This window comes from Pseudorhizobium halotolerans (genome assembly GCF_902153235.2).
GTDB classification, from domain to species: Bacteria; Pseudomonadota; Alphaproteobacteria; order Rhizobiales; family Rhizobiaceae; genus Neorhizobium; species Neorhizobium flavum.
In genome coordinates this window covers 888,517-904,658 of sequence record NZ_CABFWE030000005.1, presented here as the reverse complement: position 1 = coordinate 904,658, position 16,142 = coordinate 888,517, and the positions used below count along the sequence as shown (strand labels likewise).

Genomic DNA, 16,142 nt, shown 5'->3' with positions numbered 1-16,142 from the left:
CGCTGCAGAAGCTGGCCGAGGGTCGGCTGCTGCGCGGCGCGGCGTGGGAAGGCGATGCATCGGCGCTCATTGCGACTGCTCCAGCTTGAACCCGCCGCAGGTGTTGACGGCGAGGGTGATCCACATGGCGATCTTCTGGACCTCGATGTCGGGGCGCTCGCGGTTGACATCGATCGTGCAGACGGGCCTGCCGGCTGCATCGAAGATCGTGTCGTTGCTCTCGTCGTAGCGCAACGGCAGGGCGACGTTCACCGCAGCGAGGTCGGCGGTGAATTTCTCGCGGGCGTTCAGGGCTGCCGTCATCACACGCGCTCCATGGCGGCGAAGCGGCTTTCGATCTCCAGCAGGCGCTGGCCGGCGAGCGCAGCAGAGAAGGCGAGACAAGCCAGAATGACGCCTGTGGCGGCGATCAGGCCGAAGCGGGTTGGGCGGCGTTCGTTGCGCGCCTTGGCCGAGCCGATGATGACGGGTGCCGAATGAACGGCGGGTCTGACGTCCGGATCGTCGACGACAATGGGACGGACATGCAGATCGCCGACGCGCGCGGCCTGGATGCGGCGGCGACGCTGCTCGCGCTCCACGGCATCCCGCGCATCGCGGGCATGGTCGATGTCGTCACCCCAGCGGCTGCGGCTGGCGATCTCGGCAGACCAGTAGGCGCGTTCGGCGTCCAGATCCGCGTCTGTCAGAGTTTCAAGCGATTTGGTGAGCATGGGATGCCTCCGATCCGTTTCGGATGCCGCATCACGAGATGCGGACACCGAAGCGGATCAAGCGGCCGCGCGGTTTGCCGGCACAGTGGCGCGGGTCTGGACCGTGCTGGCGGCAACCGCGTAGGCACGGGCGTCGTCGGCGACTGCCTCCAGTTCGGCCTGGGTGATGCCAAGGCTGTTCTTCAGATCATCGGCCGTGCAGCCTTCGCCTAGGCGGCGCATGGCCTCGCCGACACAGGCGACCTGCTCCCGGCGGTTGCGGCATAGGGGGTAAGCGTTGTGGTTCTCTAAGCGCATGTGTCTCTCCTGTTTTCACCGATCCTGGATCTGGCGCGGAGAGAATGTAAGCGGAAATTATAATCGGCTGCAAGCAAAAATTATAAGTGAAGCTTAGAACGAATCAGTCTCGACTCTTAAGCGGAATGATTCAATAAGAGAACGGAAATAGAACAGGAGGCATCTATGAGCGAGGAAATGCCCTTGGGCGCGGCCCTGCGGATTGGTGTCGAGTGCGCAGATTGTGGTAGAGACAGGTGGCTTCAACCGGCGCAACTCGTGAAGAGGGGCGTCACGCTTCACACGCCCTTGCGGACCGTTGCATCGAGGCTCTCTTGCTCCTCCTGCAGAACAGAGGGGTTGCCTGGGAAGAACGTCACAGTGCAGGCCTTCTTCAGCCGGGATGCCGACCGGCTAAGGGCGGAGGCTGAGGTACTCAGAAGCCAAGTAGCTCTTTCAGGGGTATCACGCGCCACAGGCGCTTAACGGCGTAGCGGTCGTAGCTGAAACGCTTCTGCGGGTTGTATTGTTCGACGACGATCTCTTTAGCGGTCCGTTGGATAAGCTTCTTGATGAAGGCTTTACCCATTTGCCCGTCGGCTTCCGGGAACATCTCGACCACAATGTGATCTCCCGGAAGCGGCTCTCGCCCGCCGCAATAGATGACCTCACCTGGATCATACCGCGGCACCATGCTGTCACTCAGAACGTGCAGCGCAAAGACGTTCTTTAGCGATGCTATCCCGGGCGGTCTCCGGACGTAACCTTGTACTTCGCCGTTGAATGAGAAGTCTCCGTCATCTCCTCCGTACGAAACCCCGAGCAACTCCACATCCATTGGCCCGGTTGGGATTGGCTCCAGGTTCGTGATGATCTCGGCGTCGGCCAGACCTTCATCGTCGAGATAGACTAACTCGCCTTGAGACAAGGCGCTCGGATCTACCCTTAGGAGCTCCGCCGTCCGGCGGAGGTTTTCGAAGGAAGGGGAGTTCCTGCCGCTTTCCCACATGCCGACTGCGGCGACTTCGATGTCGAGAGCCTCCGCGATATTGCGTTGTACCAAGCCTCGCCTTTTCCGCGCGGTCTTGATTGCTAGTCCGATCTTTAAGGCAGCTTCTTTCTTAGACATGCTTATAAGTCGCCCAACCGGCTCCTTCATGTGAAGCCAATTATCGCTTGCGTTCATTTCTAAGTTCTGCTTACAAATAGGCATGGACACGAACCCTACTGCACTTGAGAGAGCTATCAGCAGCGTTGGCAGCGCCAGTGAACTCGCTCGCCGGCTCCGAGTTACGCCGGCAGCCGTTCTCCAATGGCGCAAGGTTCCTGCTGAGCGCGTCCTTGAGGTAGAGCGGATATCTGGTGTTTCTCGGCATGATCTCAGGCCCGACGTATTCGGCCCGATACCGGAGGCAGCCGAATGATGCGCCTCCCTTCCTCATTCCCATCGGCTGTTCAACCTCCTCCCGGACAGCCGTGCCTTGCCAGCCACTCCTCCTCCTCCCGTTGGCTGTCAGGCTTTCGACCGGGACGGGTTCGGTCGTGCGTACCGTTCCGGTCGGCAGTTCCCCTGCGCGAGATGCCTTCATCGTCTCGCGCCGACTACCGCCGGAGCGGCGGACCTCCATGCTCCGGCGGGCTTTCTCTTCATGTCGGGGTAGAGGAGCCTGGTCGTCCTCACCGGTTTCATACGCCGGAGATCGCAGGTTCGAATCCTGCCCCCGCAACCAGTATTCCATGTCCGCGTCCGTTTCAGTCATGCGGTCCTCCGTGATCTCGTGACGCGCTGAAACTCACACTTCGAAACCTTTCCCACGATGGGAAACGCGCAGGGAATTTCCCGGCGCGGGAATGCTTTTGTCCGGAGGACCGCATGCACGACACAATGACAAATGCCTGGTTCTACCAGTTGAAGGCGGCGAACCGGCTGCTGATCAAGAAGAACGGCGGGATCGAAGCCGCCGCTGACACCTGCTCCCTTTCGAAAAGCCAGGTCGGCCGCTGCAACAATGACGGTGACACCGAACTGCTGCCGATCCCGGCTGTGCTGCGGCTTGAGGCGGAATGCGGCGACCCTTGCGTCACTCGCGTGATGGCCGGACTGCACGGTTGCAAGCTCACGGACCCGGAAAAGGAAAACCGCGATGGCACCTGCCTGTTACGCGGCAGCCTGGAGCTTGGCGCCGTTGCCAATGAATACCAGCGAAATGCATCGGTTCGGTTCTCCGACCTGAAGGTCACGCCAACCGAGGCTGGGCAGGGCATTCGCGAACTGCAGGCCCTGATCGACAAGGCCAGCGAGCAGATCCGCCGTTACTCGGAGATTCTTGCCAAGGGCGGCAGCGAAATGCCCGATCTGAAGATCGTCGGCGGGGAATAGGGCCTGTCCGATGATGAGGCTGCACGAGGAATGCCATCGCCCCTTGCTCGTCAAACAGGCCCGCTTCGCGCGGGTTCTTGAGCTTTGGCATATCGAGCAGCTTTCCACCCACAGCATTGCAGCACGGCTGGAGCTTTCCGAGGAGGAAGTCTGCCGGCTGATCGAGGAAGGCGAGAAGCCGGTTGCGGGGGAATGGCAATGAGCAGCAGTCTCGCTACCCGTCCCGAAACTTCCGATCTCGTGGCCACCATTGAACGGGCGCGGGCACTCCTGGATGCAGGCGACGTGGAGCGGGCTCTGAAGCTTTCCGCTGTCGCCTATGACCATGCGAAGGCTGCGGCCGGTTCCGCCGAGCGGGTAAAGGCTTCGCGCGACCTGATCGACAAGGCGCGGCGCATGCAGGCGGACGCCTTGAAGATCGAAAGCATGTGCTACGTGGCCATGGCGGATGCCGTGGACGAGGCGCAGGCAAAGGGCGAGCTTTCGAGAGGTCGTCCGGAAAAGGTCCAAAGTGAGGACCATTTCACATTGGAGGACGTCGGTGTCGACAAGCGGCGGCTGCACGAGGCTCGCAAGCTGCGCAACGCCGTGCGGGCCGAGCCTGAGTTTGTCGAGCGGATCGTCGAGGCGCGGCTTTCGGAAGGGCTGGAGCCAAGTCGGGCGGCGCTGAAAAAGGCCGCGGGGCATGCCGTCGGCACAAAGACCGCCACCAAGGACGAGCGCGGGGACGATCTCTACGAGACGCCGATCGAGGCGATGCGGACGCTGCTGGCGCTGGAAAGCTTCGGGCTTAACGTGCTGGAGCCGAGCGTCGGCAAGGGGGCGATCATGCGGCCTCTGGAGGATGCCGGCTACGCGGTGACGATCTCCGACCTCGTCGATCGCGGCATCACGACGAAGCACGGCGAGTGCCAGGGCGTCGGTGACTTCCTGCGCTCGATCGCAGAGGGCGGCGGCTGGGATATCGTGACGAATCCGCCCTATGGCGTGGCCAACGCCTATGCGGCGCATGCGCTTCGCGAGCACAAGCCGCGCAAGATGGCGCTGCTGCTGAACCTCAACTTCATGTGCGGTTTCGAGGACCGGGACCGCTGCTTCGTGATGGACGAGTGCCCGCCAAGTCGCGTCTACGTCTTCACCCGGCGCCTGCCGATGATGCACCGCGACGGCTGGGACGGCAACAAGGCCTCCAGCCAGATGAATATCGCCTGGTTCATCTGGGAGCAGACCGAGGACGGCAGCTACGGCAATGGCGTGACGCAGCTGATCCGCGTGGACTGGAAAGCATTCGAGAATGCTGCACCGCTGGCTCCCGGTGCGGGCGGTCATGTCAAGCCGGTCGGTTTCTTGGCCGCCCCGGACGAGTTTGCTCGCGAGACGCCGCGCAAGTCGGTGGAGGAGCGTGTCGATGAAGAGCGTGCGAGGGCGCTGGTCTGGATTGCGGAGCAGGAGGGCTTCGACGAGGCAGGTTTGAGGCGCGGAATAGGCATTCGTTCGCTTGTTGCTGATGCATTGATCTCGGCTTTTCTCGCAGACGGACTGGTTGAGCCAGTCGATGACAACACCGACCATTGCTGGCGGATTTCCGAAGCCGGAATGACCGCACTGCAGGCGGCGGCTGCTGGGCTGCTCGTCGGAAAGGCGGTGGCGGCATGATGCCAGACTTCTCACCCAAGATGCTTCGCGGCTTCGTGCATGCCCGGATCTCGATGGCTGGCTATCGCACGGTGTTTCCCGACGAGCGCAAGAGCACGAGGCGGGCGGTGATGAGCTTCGACGAAGCCTGCGCGGCGGAACGAGAGCGGATCGTCAAGCGGGCCCGCATCACGCCCGAGCAACTGGACCTGGTGCTTTCCGGCCGTGGCATCGAGACATCGGCGCGGGTGCGGCTGTGGAAGGCATTGGATGCCGACCCGGCGCGGTTCGGGATCGTGCTTGTCGGGACCGGCGGGCAGGAGGTGGCGCGGTGACAGGGCTACAGAACGGCTCCAACCCCTCCTATGCCGATTATGACCTGCGCGCCTTCGCACGGGCGCTGAGGGGCAAGCGGGCGGTTGACCCTCGCGGCATGCGCGACATTGCCGACGAGATCGGCGTGACGCTTTCGGATTTCTCCCGCGCCATGGGCGGCCAGATGGTGAGCGTCGGCAAGGTGATCGCGCTCTGCCAGTGGCTCGACGTGCCCGTGGAGCGCTTCTACCTGCCGCCGGAAAAGTCAGCGAAAACAGGCTGTTTCACCAGCACCACCGTGAAACATGAGGGGAGGGCACGGCCATGACGTCGAAGCTCCTGCCCATCACGGAAGAACTGCGCGATGCGGTTACCCGGCGCCAGCGGGCCGAATGGCTCTGCACCGTGCCGGAAGGGGTGATCCTGCGGGAGCACCTGAAGATTCGAGCTCTCCTGAAGCGGGACGGCTTCCCGGAGGCGGAAGAATACCTGTCGGCGCTCGTCGCCAAGATCAATGCACGGCGGCTCGCTGACGGGCGGCATACGCAGACTGTCAAACTAACCGAAGAAGCGGCGCGCGGGGCGATGATGGACGCCTGTCGCGGCGAGGGGGAATGATGAGCTTGTCAACCGGCGGCCGGCTTACCCACGTGTTTCCCGTAGTTGAGGATGTCCACCATGTTTGGAGGCTCGATTGTTTCGGGACCGTGCCCAGGCGCACGCCTGAACATCGCCTCCAAGAGTGCTCCTCGGTCTTCCTGAGACGCAGCGCGCTGGCTCACGAGAAAAAGGTATGTGTTGAGCATCGTAACACGCTGGTTCGCGTCATCCATCAGGAGCATAGATCGGACATTGAACCGAACCAGCAGTTTGATTGCCCAGACGAGGGAGCCCACAGGTACGGTCAGAAGAAGCAGTCGGCCGAATATGAGGGCCGCTGCCGCCGCCGGACGATCATTCCCAGAAAGCTGGATCGCACCACGTTCGATGCTTTGGAGAAAAGAGAGCAGTTCCTCCCGGTAGCAGATCACGAAAAGCGGCACAGAAATGAGCACTGCCATCAAGAATGCACCCGAAACGAAGAAGCTCCAATACGCTTTTCTCGCCTCGCGCTGCCACAGCTTTTCCGTTTCCTTCGTGCCAACACGTTCGAAGAATGCGGCCTCGGTCGCTTTTATGCGGCTGTCAATGTCGGAGAACTCGCTTTTGGTCCTTTCCACTTGCGATCCCAGCCCATTGAGTTGCTCCTCAAGCCCATCAATACCGCGTCGCATTTCAACAACGCTGGCGGAGTTGCGAGAGGCAAGGGTGTCGTAATCTGTCAGTCGAGACCTAAAACTTCCTTCCAGAACACTGATCTGGTCAATCTCGGCGTCACGAAAGTTAAGCCACGTGATCCTCGCAAGCGCTTTGTTGAACTCATTACTAAAGCTGCCGAGATTGCTCATATCCAGATCGGCATCCCGAACACGAAATGCCTCTCGGTACGTTACCATCAAGCTCGCCAGAGCCTCCTCTGCGTAAAGAGGTTCGGCCAGGAGAGGAATTGTTCCCGACGAGAGGCGCTCGTCGAGCTTGTCTATATCCGCATCATCCAGCACCGGAACGTTCCCCTTCACGACCGTGGCCTGTTCTTCCTCCTCTATCGAGTGGGACGCCATAGATGCCACCTGTTCAGTAAAGTTCTTGAAGCTCGCGGCGGCCCGGTTGGTGATCGACGGGCGGAGCGTCATGTTGGCGATGCGTGCAGCGATCTGAGCGATACGTGCATGCAATGCCCGCTGTTCATTGATAAGTTTGCCTCCTGTCCGCTGCTTATTCTCGGCATGCGCAAGATCGTAGGCGCGATTCGAGAAGACCATCTGCATCAATCGGATGTCGGAATCAGAAACAGCAAACATTCGCCACCCCCCAAGCTTTCCGCGATTTTGCCCAGAAACCCGCAGGATCTGCAAGATGTGGGCAGGGTGGCGGCATGAGCATCATGATCATGAGCCGCCTGTTCCGCATGAACCTCGGCGGCTGCAACAGAAAGCTTCTAGCGGTGCGTCTGGCGGACTTCGCCGACGACGAGGGCAGGGGCATCTATCCCGGCGTGAAACGGCTGGCGAGCGAGACCGAGCTATCCGAACGAACCATCCAGCGCATCCTCTCCGACTTCGTGTCCGAGGGCATCCTCGTCGTCGTGAAGGAGGCTACGGGGCGGCCGGGGCAAACGACGCGCTACGACTTCGACCTCGCCCGTCTATTTGCCTACGCGCCCGGCAAGACGGGTGACACCGTGTCACCCGTTGGCGAGGCTGCGACGGGTGACAATCGTGCAGAGAGGGGTGACACAGACGACGGAGAGGGGTGTCACGGTGACACCCGAACCGTAATAGAACCACCAATAGAACCATCATCCGAGAGAGAGTGCGCGAGCGCGGGATCTGATGGTTCGGAAGATGAGAAGCGATCTGCAGCTCGTGCCTTCAAGCGCTGGTATCCCACCTGGCCGACCTATGTCGACGACAGCGAGCCGAAGGCGTTCAAGGCATGGATGGAGCTTTCTGCGGAAGAACGGGCGGAAGCTGCCGATCGTACCGAGGCCTATATCGCGGCGGTGAAGGCTGCTGGGCGTAAGTATGTTTGCTCGTCGCAGGTCTATCTCACCGAGAAGCGCTGGCTGAAGCTCGACACGATAGAGGCCGCAAAGGCGCCAGGCGCGGCACCTGTCGCTCGTGATGGCAAGATCATGGTGCCGGTGTTCGGGCCGGTATGGGCTGCGGCCCGGATGTTGCCGCTGCTCGAAGGGCCTGTGTCGATCGACCTCCCGGACGATCCTCGGCAGATGGTCAGGCAAACCTACGACGCGCTGGCGCGGACAAGTCCCAGCAGGGCAGCGGCCTTCGTGCAGCGGATAGGGATCGCGGTCGGCGATGATGGCGAGTTGTTCTTTCCCGACGATTTCGAGGATGCCGACAGGCGGCGGCGCATCCTGGCTGATGGATATCCAGAGGCCAAGCGGCTGCACGATGCGGCCCGCGAGCGAAGCAATGTTTCCGTGCCGGCGCTGATGGACCGGCTGAAGGAGCTTTGCGAGCCGGTGCCACTCGGATCACCAACATGGGACGCATGGCGAGAACATCACGAACGGATGGGCTGGCCCTTCGTGCCGGCTCCGGCGGCCATGAAGGTGGTCTACTTCCCGAAGGGTGGACCGGACGGACTGGATGAATTCGAGCGCGCGGCGCGCTCACTGTTGGCAACGAGGGACCACGATGATGCAGCATAGGAAGTTGGTCGGCACGATGATCGTCGTACCGGTAAGGGAGTGCTTCGCAGATCGGATGCGCCGAATCGCTGCGCGAAACCTAAGAGAGGCATCCATGGACGTGACTGAAAAGCATCCTGATTCTGCGAACTGGTATTGCCTGCATGTAGCGAAGGGCCGGGAAACGGCTGTGGAAAACGACCTGCGCGAGGCGAATGTTGAAGTGTTTGTTCCTCGTGAACGAGAAATGCAGGTGCGTCATGGCCGCAAGATCGAAGTGGAAATTCCGTTCTTCCCCGGCTACTTGCTCGTGCGCTGCGTGCCTTCCGCCGCAGCGTTCAATGGTCTGCGCAGGCAGCGTCATGTCCTCGATATCATCGGCGGAAGCGATGGCCGCTACCATGTCATCCGTGACGAAGCGATCAATGCTTTCAAGAACATGGCAGTGACCGGCATTCCACGTGTTGCGACTGACAAGACGTTCAAGGACGGCGATGAAGCGGACATCGTCGATGGTCCGTTTATAGGGTTCTGCTGCCTCGTCCTGTCTGTGAAGTGGAGCCGTCAGGCTAAGGCTCGCGTGCTGATCAACCTGCCAGGTCGACAGTTCGAGATCGACAGCATGCCTCTTGCGTTCCTGAAGAAGCTGTGAGAGTCATTCTGCCACTGGACGAGCTGGCAAGCGCCCCCTCCGATCCCCGCCACTGGTGGGCAGAGCAGGTGATAGCCTCAGGGATAAGTGCCCCAGCCCCAGCCTTGACGGCCTCGAACTGAGGCGAGCGATTCAAGGCCAGTGCGCAAGCTATGACTAGATGAATGATGAGGCGGCCGAGAGGTCGCCTTTCGTACATTTAGGTATGACCGCAGAAATCAAGTTTGACGCTTCCGAACTGGAGGCGCTGAGCCGCGCCATCGGCGGCCTGCCTGGTCAGATCAAGACCAAGGCTATGGCAAGGGCCATGCGCCGCATGCGCGACATGGCGCGGTCGAGGATCGTCAAGCGCAGCGCGGAACATACGAGGTTGCCCCCTGGCATCGTGGGCAAGGCAACGACCGCAAGGTTCAATGCCGGCGGAAACTCGCAGGAAGTCATCGTCAAGTCGGGGTGGATACACCTCTACAAGCTAGGTGCGCGGCAGACGAGACGCGGCGTGACAGTTCGCGGTCGTGGTTCTTACGCCCGCGCCTTCATCGCGCAGATGAAGAGCGGACACCGCGGCGTCATGATGCGGGAGGGCGGCAGTCGTCTGCCGATACGGGAACTGTTCGGGCCGAACCCGGCGCATGCGATCATTAACAATCCCGAGGTCTACCTCGATGCGATCGCAGAGATCCTTCAGGACCACCTGGCGCCGCGCTTCCTGCACGAGCTGGACCGCATCCTCCCCCACTGACCGGGAGGGGCAGGGGGGTACCCCCTGGTCAAGGGACCGTACCAGCGATCTGACCGCCTGCGGGCCGGGGCGACCCCGAAATCTCGCCAGTCTGAGGGTAAAAATGAAGCCTAAAAACCTAAAGACCGGCTAAAGAGCTAAAGAAGATCGGTAAAGTCGGAATGGAAGCCGCTGTTACGAAAGGCGAGTTCGCTGCAATCATCGGCGTCTCCCCTGGTCGGGTCAGCCAATACCTGACTGAGGGCAAGATCTCCCCCGGTGCTCTTCTCGGTGCCGGTCGCAACGCAAAGATCATCGTCGAGCGCGCGAAGCAGGACCTGCGCATGTCGCTCGATATAGGTCAGCGCCTCGGCAACGGCATCGACACTCGGCTTGACCCCGTATCCGGGCCTGACGCTCAGGACGACGCTGGTCCTGTACCTACCGCGACATCTGCTCCTCCTCCGCTGCAGCAGTCCGGCATCGACTACGAGATCAAGCAGCAGAAGCTCGAGCAGATCCGGCGGGCCAACCGCAACGCCGCAATCGCCGATGCCCAGAGCAGCGGCCGGTTGATGGAAACAGATCACGGCCGTGCAGAGATGACGCGGATCGCCTCATCCATGATGCTCATTTTCGAGGGGGGATTGACCGACTTCGCAAGCGCCGTCGCCTCGGAGTTCAAGGTCCAGCAGCGAGATGTACTCCATCTTCTGCGGCGGGAATTCCGGAAGGTAAGGGAGAAGGCCGCTAAGCAGGCACAGGCTGAAGCGGTCGATATGCCGCTCTCGGTCGCAAGCTCGCTCGAGGCCGACGATATCGAAACGATCAACTGATGACTTCGATCATCGTCGAAACCGCCAATGCCGATCGCATCGGGCGCGAGGTTCTGGCAGAGATACTGACGCCGCCGCCAGAGGTGGACTATCTCGCCTGGGCAGAGAAGAACATCGTTTTCTCCGAGCGTGAAAGTCCGTTCCCGGGCCGGTACAACCGGGACCTGTTTCCGTACTTCGACGAGATACTTCGGGCGCTTTCACCGGCCGACCCGTGCAGGATCGTCACCATCATGAAGTCCGCGCAGCTCGGCGGGACTGTGGTGGCGAACATCTTCACGCTCGGTTCGATTGAGATGGACCCGGGGGACATCCTCTATGTCCACCCGACCGAGAGCAATGCCCAGCGCTGGAGCAAGATGAAGCTTGCTCCGATGCTTCGGAACACATCCTCTCTGACCCGCCTGTTCCCGATGAAGAACAGGGACGGTCTGGACAGCGTCCTATACAAGGAACGCGTCGACGGACGCGGGGCGATCCAGATCTCCGGCGCAAACTCGGCGGCATCGCTGAGCCAGGTGTCGATGAAGCGTCAGGTACAGGACGACCTGTCGAAATGGGAGAACAATTCCGGCGGCGACCCGGAAACACAAGCGGACAGCCGTTCGCGGGCCCATGAGTTTGCGAAGATCCTGAAGATCTCGACGCCTCTTGTGATGCCGGGGTGCCGGATCACCAAGAATTTCGAGGATGGAAGCCAGGAGCATCTCTATGTTCCTTGCCCCCACTGCGGGCATCTCCAAACCCTCGAATGGGAAAACATGCTGGCGAACCTCAACGAGGATCGGCCAGAGGACGCGCATTTCACCTGCATAGACTGCGGGTGCACGATAGAGGAGCATCATCGAGCCGAGATCGTGCGGCGAGGAGAGTGGCGAGCACTGAACCCGAAGGCGCGAAGGCACCACAGGTCGTTCTACCTCTGGTCCGTCGTTTCTGCGCTTCAGAGCTGGGAACGGATCGCCAGGGAATGGCTAGGCGCCAAAGGTGATCCGGCTTCCGAGCAGACGTTCCTCAACGACACCGTCGGCCGCGCCTATGTTACGGCCGGAGAGGCGCCGCCATGGGAGACGCTGAGGGACAGGGGGGCAAACTCCGATTACCCGAAGGGGCGCATCCCTACTGGTGGCCTGATCCTGACGATAGGAATCGACTGTCAGGCCGACCGCGTTGAATGGCAGGTTGTCGCCTTCGGCCGTGAATTCCGGCGTTGGACCGTCGACTGCGGAGTGATCCCCGGGCACATTTCGGATGCGACCTGCCGCGATAGGCTCGATGCGATGCTCGAACAGACGTGGACAAACAGCTACGGCCGCCGCATCGGCCTGGACAAGGCGGCGATAGACGGGAACGCATATACGGAAGAAGTTTGGGACTGGGCACGGCGGCACCCTGCATCCAAGCTGGTCATGGTCCGTGGCAGCAATACGGAGGGGGCGCCGCTTACAGCGAGGGTCAAGAAGGAACGGAACGCCAAAACCGGAAAGCTCCTGAAGTACTCCCGGCGGTTCTTCAACTTCAACGCCAGCATCCTGAAGATGGCGCTCTATCGCAACGTCGCCAAGCAGGATCCTCTTGATCGTGGCTACGTCGGTTTCCCGACCGGCCTGGATGATGAGTACTACCGGCAGCTTACCGCCGAGCGTCGTGTGCCGAAGAAGCGCAAGGACGGGTTCACCGAATACAAATGGGAGAAGGACCCGACACAGGCCAACGAGATGTTGGACACGATGAACCAGGCCGAGGTTGCCGCGATCCTCTACGGCATTCGCGGACTGCCAGACAAGATCTGGGACCGCCTGGAACAGGAGCGGGAGACGTTTCCGCCAGAAGCGCAGCTTGACCTTGAGGACGCGCTTTTTGACGCATCAGCGCACCCCGAAGGTCCAACAAGACCAGAGCAAAGCAAAGAGAAGCCTCGGCGCAGTGTCGGTTGGGCAGCGTATCGTAAATGAGCGAGATCACCTTGGAAAAGCCTCGATATCGGGTGCAGGCCGGATCGGTGCCTGTCGGGCGGATCGCAGGATCCACGCCGAAACATTCCATGCGCTATCTCAACCGCGACCGCACGGGCGTCTTGTCCATGCGTCGTGCGGTGCGCCGCGATGGAGCGGCCGAAGTCCGAGAGGCTGCGCTGCGCGCGTCCGCCCTCGCGTTCGATTTCATGCAGAACAGCGGCTGGATTGCCGGCGCCTGCGACCAGATGATCGTCGACACGATCGGCACGGAGCTCAAGCTCAACGCGCGGCCAGATCTCTCTCGCCTCGGCTATAGCGACGAGGAGCGTTCTGCCTGGTGCAAGTTGGTGGAAGCCGAATGGCGGCGCTGGTCTTGGAACCCGCGCGAGTGCGATCTGGCCGGCAAGTCGACCATTGCCGAAATGTGCGATGGCCTGATGCGGTACTACATCGGAGCCGGCGAGGGTTTCGGGATCATCTCGTTCTTCGGCGAGGCGCAGCGGCGGGCCTATGGCGTCCAGACCGGGACGAAGGTGAACCTTGTCGCGCCGCACCGCGTGCCGAACATTACCCGCGAGTTCGAGGGGCTGGACGGCGGCATCTTCCATGATGCCAACGGACGCCCCACCCATTGCCGCTTCAAGCGACGCGATGCCGGAATTGACGTCGACTATGACTTGCCCTTCCATCTTCCGAACGGCCTGGCGCAGGTCATCCACGTCCTCGATCGCGGTGACAATCCGGACAGCCCCCGCGGCATTTCCGTGATGGCGCCGATTCTGAAAGTGATCGCGCAGAGCGACCAGCTCGCCGATGCTACGCTGGCAACCGCCCTGCTGCAAACGATCTTCGCGGCCGTCATCAAGAGCCCGGAGCCGAGCGAGGAAGCCTTCCAGGCGATCCAGACGTTGGCCGATACCGGAGGCAGCATCAACGCGGATGGACTGGAGCAACTTGTTCAGGACTTCGTCGATGTGTGGGGCGCCCGCTTCGAAGCGCTGAAGTCCGGCGGCATCAACCTGTCGGATACCGCTCGCATCGGTCACCTTGGCCCCGGCGAGGAATTGGAGTTCAAGACTGCGGCCACGCCCGGCTCGCAATACCTGCCGTTCAACCAGAACCTCCAGAGGGAGATGGCACGCAGGCTCGGAGTGACGATGGAGAGCTTCTCCATGGACTTCTCGAGCGCAACCTATTCCTCGGTCCGCGTGGCAACCGCTACCGTACACCCGATCGCCCAGCGTCGCAGAGAGCGGGTCGCCGCTCCGTTCTGCCAGTCTGTCTACGAAGCATGGCTGGACGAGAAGATCGCCTTGGGCGCCATCCCGTTCAAGGGTGGATATCGCGCCTTTGCGGCCAATCGCGACAAGGTCTGCTGGACTGAGTGGCAAGGGCCCGCGAAGCCGTCCGCGGACGACTACAAGAGCGCCAATGCCGCCAAGGTCCGGCTGGAAACCGGCGTTTCATCCCTTGCGGACGAGTGCGCCGAGTACGGGCGCGACTGGGAAGAGGTAGCGGCGCAGCGCGAGCGCGAACTGAAGGTGCTGGCGGACAAGGGTCTCCCCAACCCGTTCGAGCGCATCCGCGGCGGTGGCGGGGAGAGCCAATTGGCGGATGATCCGCCGAAGAAAACGCAGGTGGCAGCATGAGCGCGGCGGATGACGGTGAGCTGATCATCAGGATTGCTGGACAGGCCGTCGACATCAATGATCCCTGTGCGCTCTACCGCGCGCTGAAGGCCTACCGGGTCAAGCTTGCCGCCGGCGAGCGGGTCGAGGAAGTCGAGATCCGCTCTCCCGTCACGACCAGGCGGACGCGCTTCTCGACCGGCTCAAAGCCCGAGGACCTCGACCGCATGCTCGCGGATGCCAGGGCGGCCTGTGAGCTGTCACTCGGCGAAAGGCCAAAGCGGACCCGCTTCGCGATCGGCGGTCGTTTCCGCCCCTACTGAGGAACCTGTCATGTCTGCGATACTAGAAGACGGGAAGCTCCGGCTTTCCGGCTATGTTGGCGACTACTATTTCGAGGATGGCTTCACGTCATCCGACGTTGTCCTGGCGCTTGCCCAGATTGACGACGACGAGGATCTCGACGTCCACATCAATTCGGGTGGCGGTGTCGCCTCCGAAGGGGCAGCGATCCACGCGCTGCTGTCGGCTCGGTCCGGCACCACGAACATAGTCATTGAGGGCATCGCTGCATCAGCGGCGTCGCTGATTGCCATGGCCGGCGAAACGGTCACCATGTCGGCCGGCTCGGTGATGATGATCCACGATCCGAGCGGTTACACCTTCGGCACCTCCGAGGACCATAGCAAGACGATAGAAGGGCTGGAGGCGCTCGCGACGGCCTATGCCCGCGTCTATGCCGCCAAGAGCGGAAAATCCGCCGAGGAATGCCGCGCCATCATGAAGGGCGAGCGGTGGCTGACGCCGCAGCAGGCGGTGGATGAAGGCTTCGCTGATGCGACCACCGAAGTCACGGCCGACGCTGTCGCCGCCTTCGACTACCGGATTTACGCCCACGCGCCGAAGCGGCTCACCGCTCTCGCGAGCAAGAAGAATTGGCGCCTCGAAGGTGCTGATAAGCAGGCGGCACCCGCCGCTCACCGTCCGACAAAGGAGCATACGATGTCTGACAAGACGAATGGCGGGGACAAGTCCGCCGACTTTGAAAAGGAAAAGGCGGAGGCCGCCAAGGCCGCCGTTGCAGCATACCAGGCGCGTCGCAAGAACGTGATGGCCCTGGAGGAAGCCAAGGGGCGTGAGGGGCTCGCTGAGACCCTCATCGAAACGGATCTCTCCGAAGAAGCGATCAAGACCGCGCTGGCCGCCGCGCCGACAGCGCAGCCCGCCAGCGATGACCAGCGGCCAGACCCGAAGGCCTATGAAGCCAGCCGGGGTGCTGGCGCCGGCCTCGGCGGCAAGACCGCATCCGCATCCACTCCCGCTGCGCCGACCCTGATGGTCGATAACATGCGCAAGCTGCTCGGCAAGAAGGAGGCCGTGTAATGGCACCACTCATCTCTGAAGGTCGCTATGCGAGCGACTGGCTGAAGCGCGAAGCCGACAGCCATTTCTCGCGCGAGGAAGTCATCGTCGCATCGGGCTCCGGCGTGGTGCAGACCGGCACGGTCCTCGGCAAGATTACGGCGTCCGGCAAGTACAAGCCGGTCACGGTGGCCGCCGTCGACGGCAGCCAGAATGCCGCCGGTATCCTGCTCCACACGGTAGATGCCACCTCGGCGGATGCTGCGGCCGTCATCATCGCCCGCGACGCGATCGTCGTTCACCAGGGCCTCAAGTACGGCGCTGACGTCGATACGTCCGGCGAGCGTGCGGCCATCACAGCAGCTCTCGGCGCACTCAATCCGCCGATCCTCGTGCGCGAAGGAGCCTGATCC

21 protein-coding genes and 1 tRNA gene are annotated in these 16,142 nt (G+C 61.8%); 17 read left to right on the top strand and 5 right to left on the bottom strand.

From position 1 onward, the window contains the following. Positions 1–66: 66 nt before the first annotated feature. The 4 genes from FN060_RS09380 to FN060_RS09365 all read right to left on the bottom strand — a co-directional run bounded on the left by FN060_RS09380 (position 67) and on the right by FN060_RS09365 (position 2,118). The gene (locus FN060_RS09380) at positions 67–303 is read right to left on the bottom strand and encodes a hypothetical protein (RefSeq protein ID WP_142587811.1); all 237 of its coding nucleotides are present in this window, start codon (positions 301–303) and stop codon (positions 67–69) included. Continuing rightward, positions 303–713 carry a hypothetical protein gene (locus tag FN060_RS09375; protein ID WP_142587810.1) on the bottom strand — a complete coding sequence of 137 codons (411 nt, stop codon included), beginning with the start codon at positions 711–713 and terminating at the stop codon, positions 303–305. The genes FN060_RS09380 and FN060_RS09375 overlap by 1 nt, the downstream gene beginning before the upstream one ends. A gap of 57 nt (positions 714–770) precedes the next feature. Then, a complete protein-coding gene (locus FN060_RS09370) occupies positions 771–1,010 on the bottom strand; it encodes an iron-containing alcohol dehydrogenase (RefSeq protein WP_142587809.1) in 240 nt (79 codons plus the stop codon). A 415-nt stretch (positions 1,011–1,425) separates the two neighbouring features. Further along, positions 1,426–2,118: an XRE family transcriptional regulator gene (locus tag FN060_RS09365; protein WP_142588457.1), complete on the bottom strand. Its 693-nt coding sequence runs from the start codon at positions 2,116–2,118 to the stop codon at positions 1,426–1,428. 82 nt (positions 2,119–2,200) lie between these two features. Here FN060_RS09365 and FN060_RS09360 point away from each other — a divergent pair, with 82 nt between their 5' ends. The 8 genes from FN060_RS09360 to FN060_RS09325 all read left to right on the top strand — a co-directional run bounded on the left by FN060_RS09360 (position 2,201) and on the right by FN060_RS09325 (position 5,937). Then, positions 2,201–2,413 carry a transcriptional regulator gene (locus tag FN060_RS09360; RefSeq protein WP_142587807.1) on the top strand — a complete coding sequence of 71 codons (213 nt, stop codon included), beginning with the start codon at positions 2,201–2,203 and terminating at the stop codon, positions 2,411–2,413. A gap of 226 nt (positions 2,414–2,639) precedes the next feature. Continuing rightward, positions 2,640–2,719: transfer RNA gene (locus FN060_RS09355), tRNA-Met, on the top strand. Positions 2,720–2,862: 143 nt separating this feature from the next. After that, a complete protein-coding gene (locus FN060_RS09350) occupies positions 2,863–3,369 on the top strand; it encodes a phage regulatory CII family protein (RefSeq protein WP_142587806.1) in 507 nt (168 codons plus the stop codon). 10 nt (positions 3,370–3,379) lie between these two features. Beyond that, a complete protein-coding gene (locus tag FN060_RS09345; RefSeq protein ID WP_244665733.1) occupies positions 3,380–3,571 on the top strand; it encodes a hypothetical protein in 192 nt (63 codons plus the stop codon). Continuing rightward, complete coding sequence (locus FN060_RS09340) at positions 3,568–5,025, top strand: hypothetical protein (protein WP_183949660.1); 1,458 nt, start codon at positions 3,568–3,570, stop codon at positions 5,023–5,025. Before FN060_RS09345 ends, FN060_RS09340 begins: the two co-directional genes overlap by 4 nt. Then, complete coding sequence (locus FN060_RS09335) at positions 5,022–5,339, top strand: hypothetical protein (protein WP_142587805.1); 318 nt, start codon at positions 5,022–5,024, stop codon at positions 5,337–5,339. Before FN060_RS09340 ends, FN060_RS09335 begins: the two co-directional genes overlap by 4 nt. Beyond that, on the top strand, positions 5,336–5,647 hold the full coding sequence (locus tag FN060_RS09330; protein ID WP_142587804.1) for a hypothetical protein: 312 nt from the start codon (positions 5,336–5,338) through the stop codon (positions 5,645–5,647). Before FN060_RS09335 ends, FN060_RS09330 begins: the two co-directional genes overlap by 4 nt. Continuing rightward, on the top strand, positions 5,644–5,937 hold the full coding sequence (locus tag FN060_RS09325; RefSeq protein ID WP_142587803.1) for a hypothetical protein: 294 nt from the start codon (positions 5,644–5,646) through the stop codon (positions 5,935–5,937). Before FN060_RS09330 ends, FN060_RS09325 begins: the two co-directional genes overlap by 4 nt. An 8-nt stretch (positions 5,938–5,945) precedes the next feature. Here FN060_RS09325 and FN060_RS09320 read toward each other — a convergent pair whose 3' ends face one another. Continuing rightward, the gene (locus FN060_RS09320) at positions 5,946–7,220 is read right to left on the bottom strand and encodes a DUF6161 domain-containing protein (protein WP_142587802.1); all 1,275 of its coding nucleotides are present in this window, start codon (positions 7,218–7,220) and stop codon (positions 5,946–5,948) included. 74 nt (positions 7,221–7,294) lie between these two features. On the opposite strand from FN060_RS09320, the gene FN060_RS09315 reads away from it, so the two are divergent. The 9 genes from FN060_RS09315 to FN060_RS09275 all read left to right on the top strand — a co-directional run bounded on the left by FN060_RS09315 (position 7,295) and on the right by FN060_RS09275 (position 16,139). Then, a complete protein-coding gene (locus FN060_RS09315) occupies positions 7,295–8,593 on the top strand; it encodes a helix-turn-helix domain-containing protein (RefSeq protein ID WP_142587801.1) in 1,299 nt (432 codons plus the stop codon). Between the two features lie 94 nt (positions 8,594–8,687). Beyond that, positions 8,688–9,224 carry a transcription termination/antitermination protein NusG gene (nusG, locus tag FN060_RS09310; RefSeq protein WP_244665731.1) on the top strand — a complete coding sequence of 179 codons (537 nt, stop codon included), beginning with the start codon at positions 8,688–8,690 and terminating at the stop codon, positions 9,222–9,224. 205 nt (positions 9,225–9,429) lie between these two features. After that, positions 9,430–9,966 carry a phage tail protein gene (locus FN060_RS09305; RefSeq protein ID WP_183949662.1) on the top strand — a complete coding sequence of 179 codons (537 nt, stop codon included), beginning with the start codon at positions 9,430–9,432 and terminating at the stop codon, positions 9,964–9,966. A gap of 161 nt (positions 9,967–10,127) precedes the next feature. Beyond that, positions 10,128–10,781, top strand: a complete 654-nt coding sequence (locus FN060_RS09300; RefSeq protein WP_142587799.1) for a hypothetical protein — start codon at positions 10,128–10,130, stop codon at positions 10,779–10,781. Next, a complete protein-coding gene (locus FN060_RS09295; protein ID WP_142587798.1) occupies positions 10,781–12,736 on the top strand; it encodes a phage terminase large subunit family protein in 1,956 nt (651 codons plus the stop codon). The genes FN060_RS09300 and FN060_RS09295 overlap by 1 nt, the downstream gene beginning before the upstream one ends. Beyond that, the gene (locus tag FN060_RS09290; protein WP_142587797.1) at positions 12,733–14,388 is read left to right on the top strand and encodes a phage portal protein; all 1,656 of its coding nucleotides are present in this window, start codon (positions 12,733–12,735) and stop codon (positions 14,386–14,388) included. Before FN060_RS09295 ends, FN060_RS09290 begins: the two co-directional genes overlap by 4 nt. Continuing rightward, positions 14,385–14,690: a hypothetical protein gene (locus FN060_RS09285; protein ID WP_142587796.1), complete on the top strand. Its 306-nt coding sequence runs from the start codon at positions 14,385–14,387 to the stop codon at positions 14,688–14,690. Before FN060_RS09290 ends, FN060_RS09285 begins: the two co-directional genes overlap by 4 nt. 10 nt (positions 14,691–14,700) lie before the next feature. Beyond that, positions 14,701–15,750 carry a head maturation protease, ClpP-related gene (locus tag FN060_RS09280; protein ID WP_142587795.1) on the top strand — a complete coding sequence of 350 codons (1,050 nt, stop codon included), beginning with the start codon at positions 14,701–14,703 and terminating at the stop codon, positions 15,748–15,750. Then, on the top strand, positions 15,750–16,139 hold the full coding sequence (locus FN060_RS09275; protein ID WP_142587794.1) for a head decoration protein: 390 nt from the start codon (positions 15,750–15,752) through the stop codon (positions 16,137–16,139). The genes FN060_RS09280 and FN060_RS09275 overlap by 1 nt, the downstream gene beginning before the upstream one ends. Positions 16,140–16,142 lie beyond the last annotated feature (3 nt).

Excerpts from the sequence above, each read along its gene's own strand:
- FN060_RS09380 (WP_142587811.1), bottom strand. The coding sequence starts at position 303 with ATGACGGCAGCCCTGAACGCCCGCGAGAAATTCACCGCCGACCTCGCT.
- FN060_RS09375 (WP_142587810.1), bottom strand. The coding sequence starts at position 713 with ATGCTCACCAAATCGCTTGAAACTCTGACAGACGCGGATCTGGACGCC.
- FN060_RS09370 (WP_142587809.1), bottom strand. The coding sequence starts at position 1,010 with ATGCGCTTAGAGAACCACAACGCTTACCCCCTATGCCGCAACCGCCGG.
- FN060_RS09365 (WP_142588457.1), bottom strand. The coding sequence starts at position 2,118 with ATGTCTAAGAAAGAAGCTGCCTTAAAGATCGGACTAGCAATCAAGACC.
- FN060_RS09360 (WP_142587807.1), top strand. The coding sequence starts at position 2,201 with ATGGACACGAACCCTACTGCACTTGAGAGAGCTATCAGCAGCGTTGGC.
- FN060_RS09350 (WP_142587806.1), top strand. The coding sequence starts at position 2,863 with ATGCACGACACAATGACAAATGCCTGGTTCTACCAGTTGAAGGCGGCG.
- FN060_RS09345 (WP_244665733.1), top strand. The coding sequence starts at position 3,380 with ATGATGAGGCTGCACGAGGAATGCCATCGCCCCTTGCTCGTCAAACAG.
- FN060_RS09340 (WP_183949660.1), top strand. The coding sequence starts at position 3,568 with ATGAGCAGCAGTCTCGCTACCCGTCCCGAAACTTCCGATCTCGTGGCC.
- FN060_RS09335 (WP_142587805.1), top strand. The coding sequence starts at position 5,022 with ATGATGCCAGACTTCTCACCCAAGATGCTTCGCGGCTTCGTGCATGCC.
- FN060_RS09325 (WP_142587803.1), top strand. The coding sequence starts at position 5,644 with ATGACGTCGAAGCTCCTGCCCATCACGGAAGAACTGCGCGATGCGGTT.
- FN060_RS09320 (WP_142587802.1), bottom strand. The coding sequence starts at position 7,220 with ATGTTTGCTGTTTCTGATTCCGACATCCGATTGATGCAGATGGTCTTC.
- FN060_RS09315 (WP_142587801.1), top strand. The coding sequence starts at position 7,295 with ATGAGCATCATGATCATGAGCCGCCTGTTCCGCATGAACCTCGGCGGC.
- nusG (WP_244665731.1), top strand. The coding sequence starts at position 8,688 with ATGGACGTGACTGAAAAGCATCCTGATTCTGCGAACTGGTATTGCCTG.
- FN060_RS09305 (WP_183949662.1), top strand. The coding sequence starts at position 9,430 with ATGACCGCAGAAATCAAGTTTGACGCTTCCGAACTGGAGGCGCTGAGC.
- FN060_RS09300 (WP_142587799.1), top strand. The coding sequence starts at position 10,128 with ATGGAAGCCGCTGTTACGAAAGGCGAGTTCGCTGCAATCATCGGCGTC.
- FN060_RS09295 (WP_142587798.1), top strand. The coding sequence starts at position 10,781 with ATGACTTCGATCATCGTCGAAACCGCCAATGCCGATCGCATCGGGCGC.
- FN060_RS09290 (WP_142587797.1), top strand. The coding sequence starts at position 12,733 with ATGAGCGAGATCACCTTGGAAAAGCCTCGATATCGGGTGCAGGCCGGA.
- FN060_RS09285 (WP_142587796.1), top strand. The coding sequence starts at position 14,385 with ATGAGCGCGGCGGATGACGGTGAGCTGATCATCAGGATTGCTGGACAG.
- FN060_RS09280 (WP_142587795.1), top strand. The coding sequence starts at position 14,701 with ATGTCTGCGATACTAGAAGACGGGAAGCTCCGGCTTTCCGGCTATGTT.
- FN060_RS09275 (WP_142587794.1), top strand. The coding sequence starts at position 15,750 with ATGGCACCACTCATCTCTGAAGGTCGCTATGCGAGCGACTGGCTGAAG.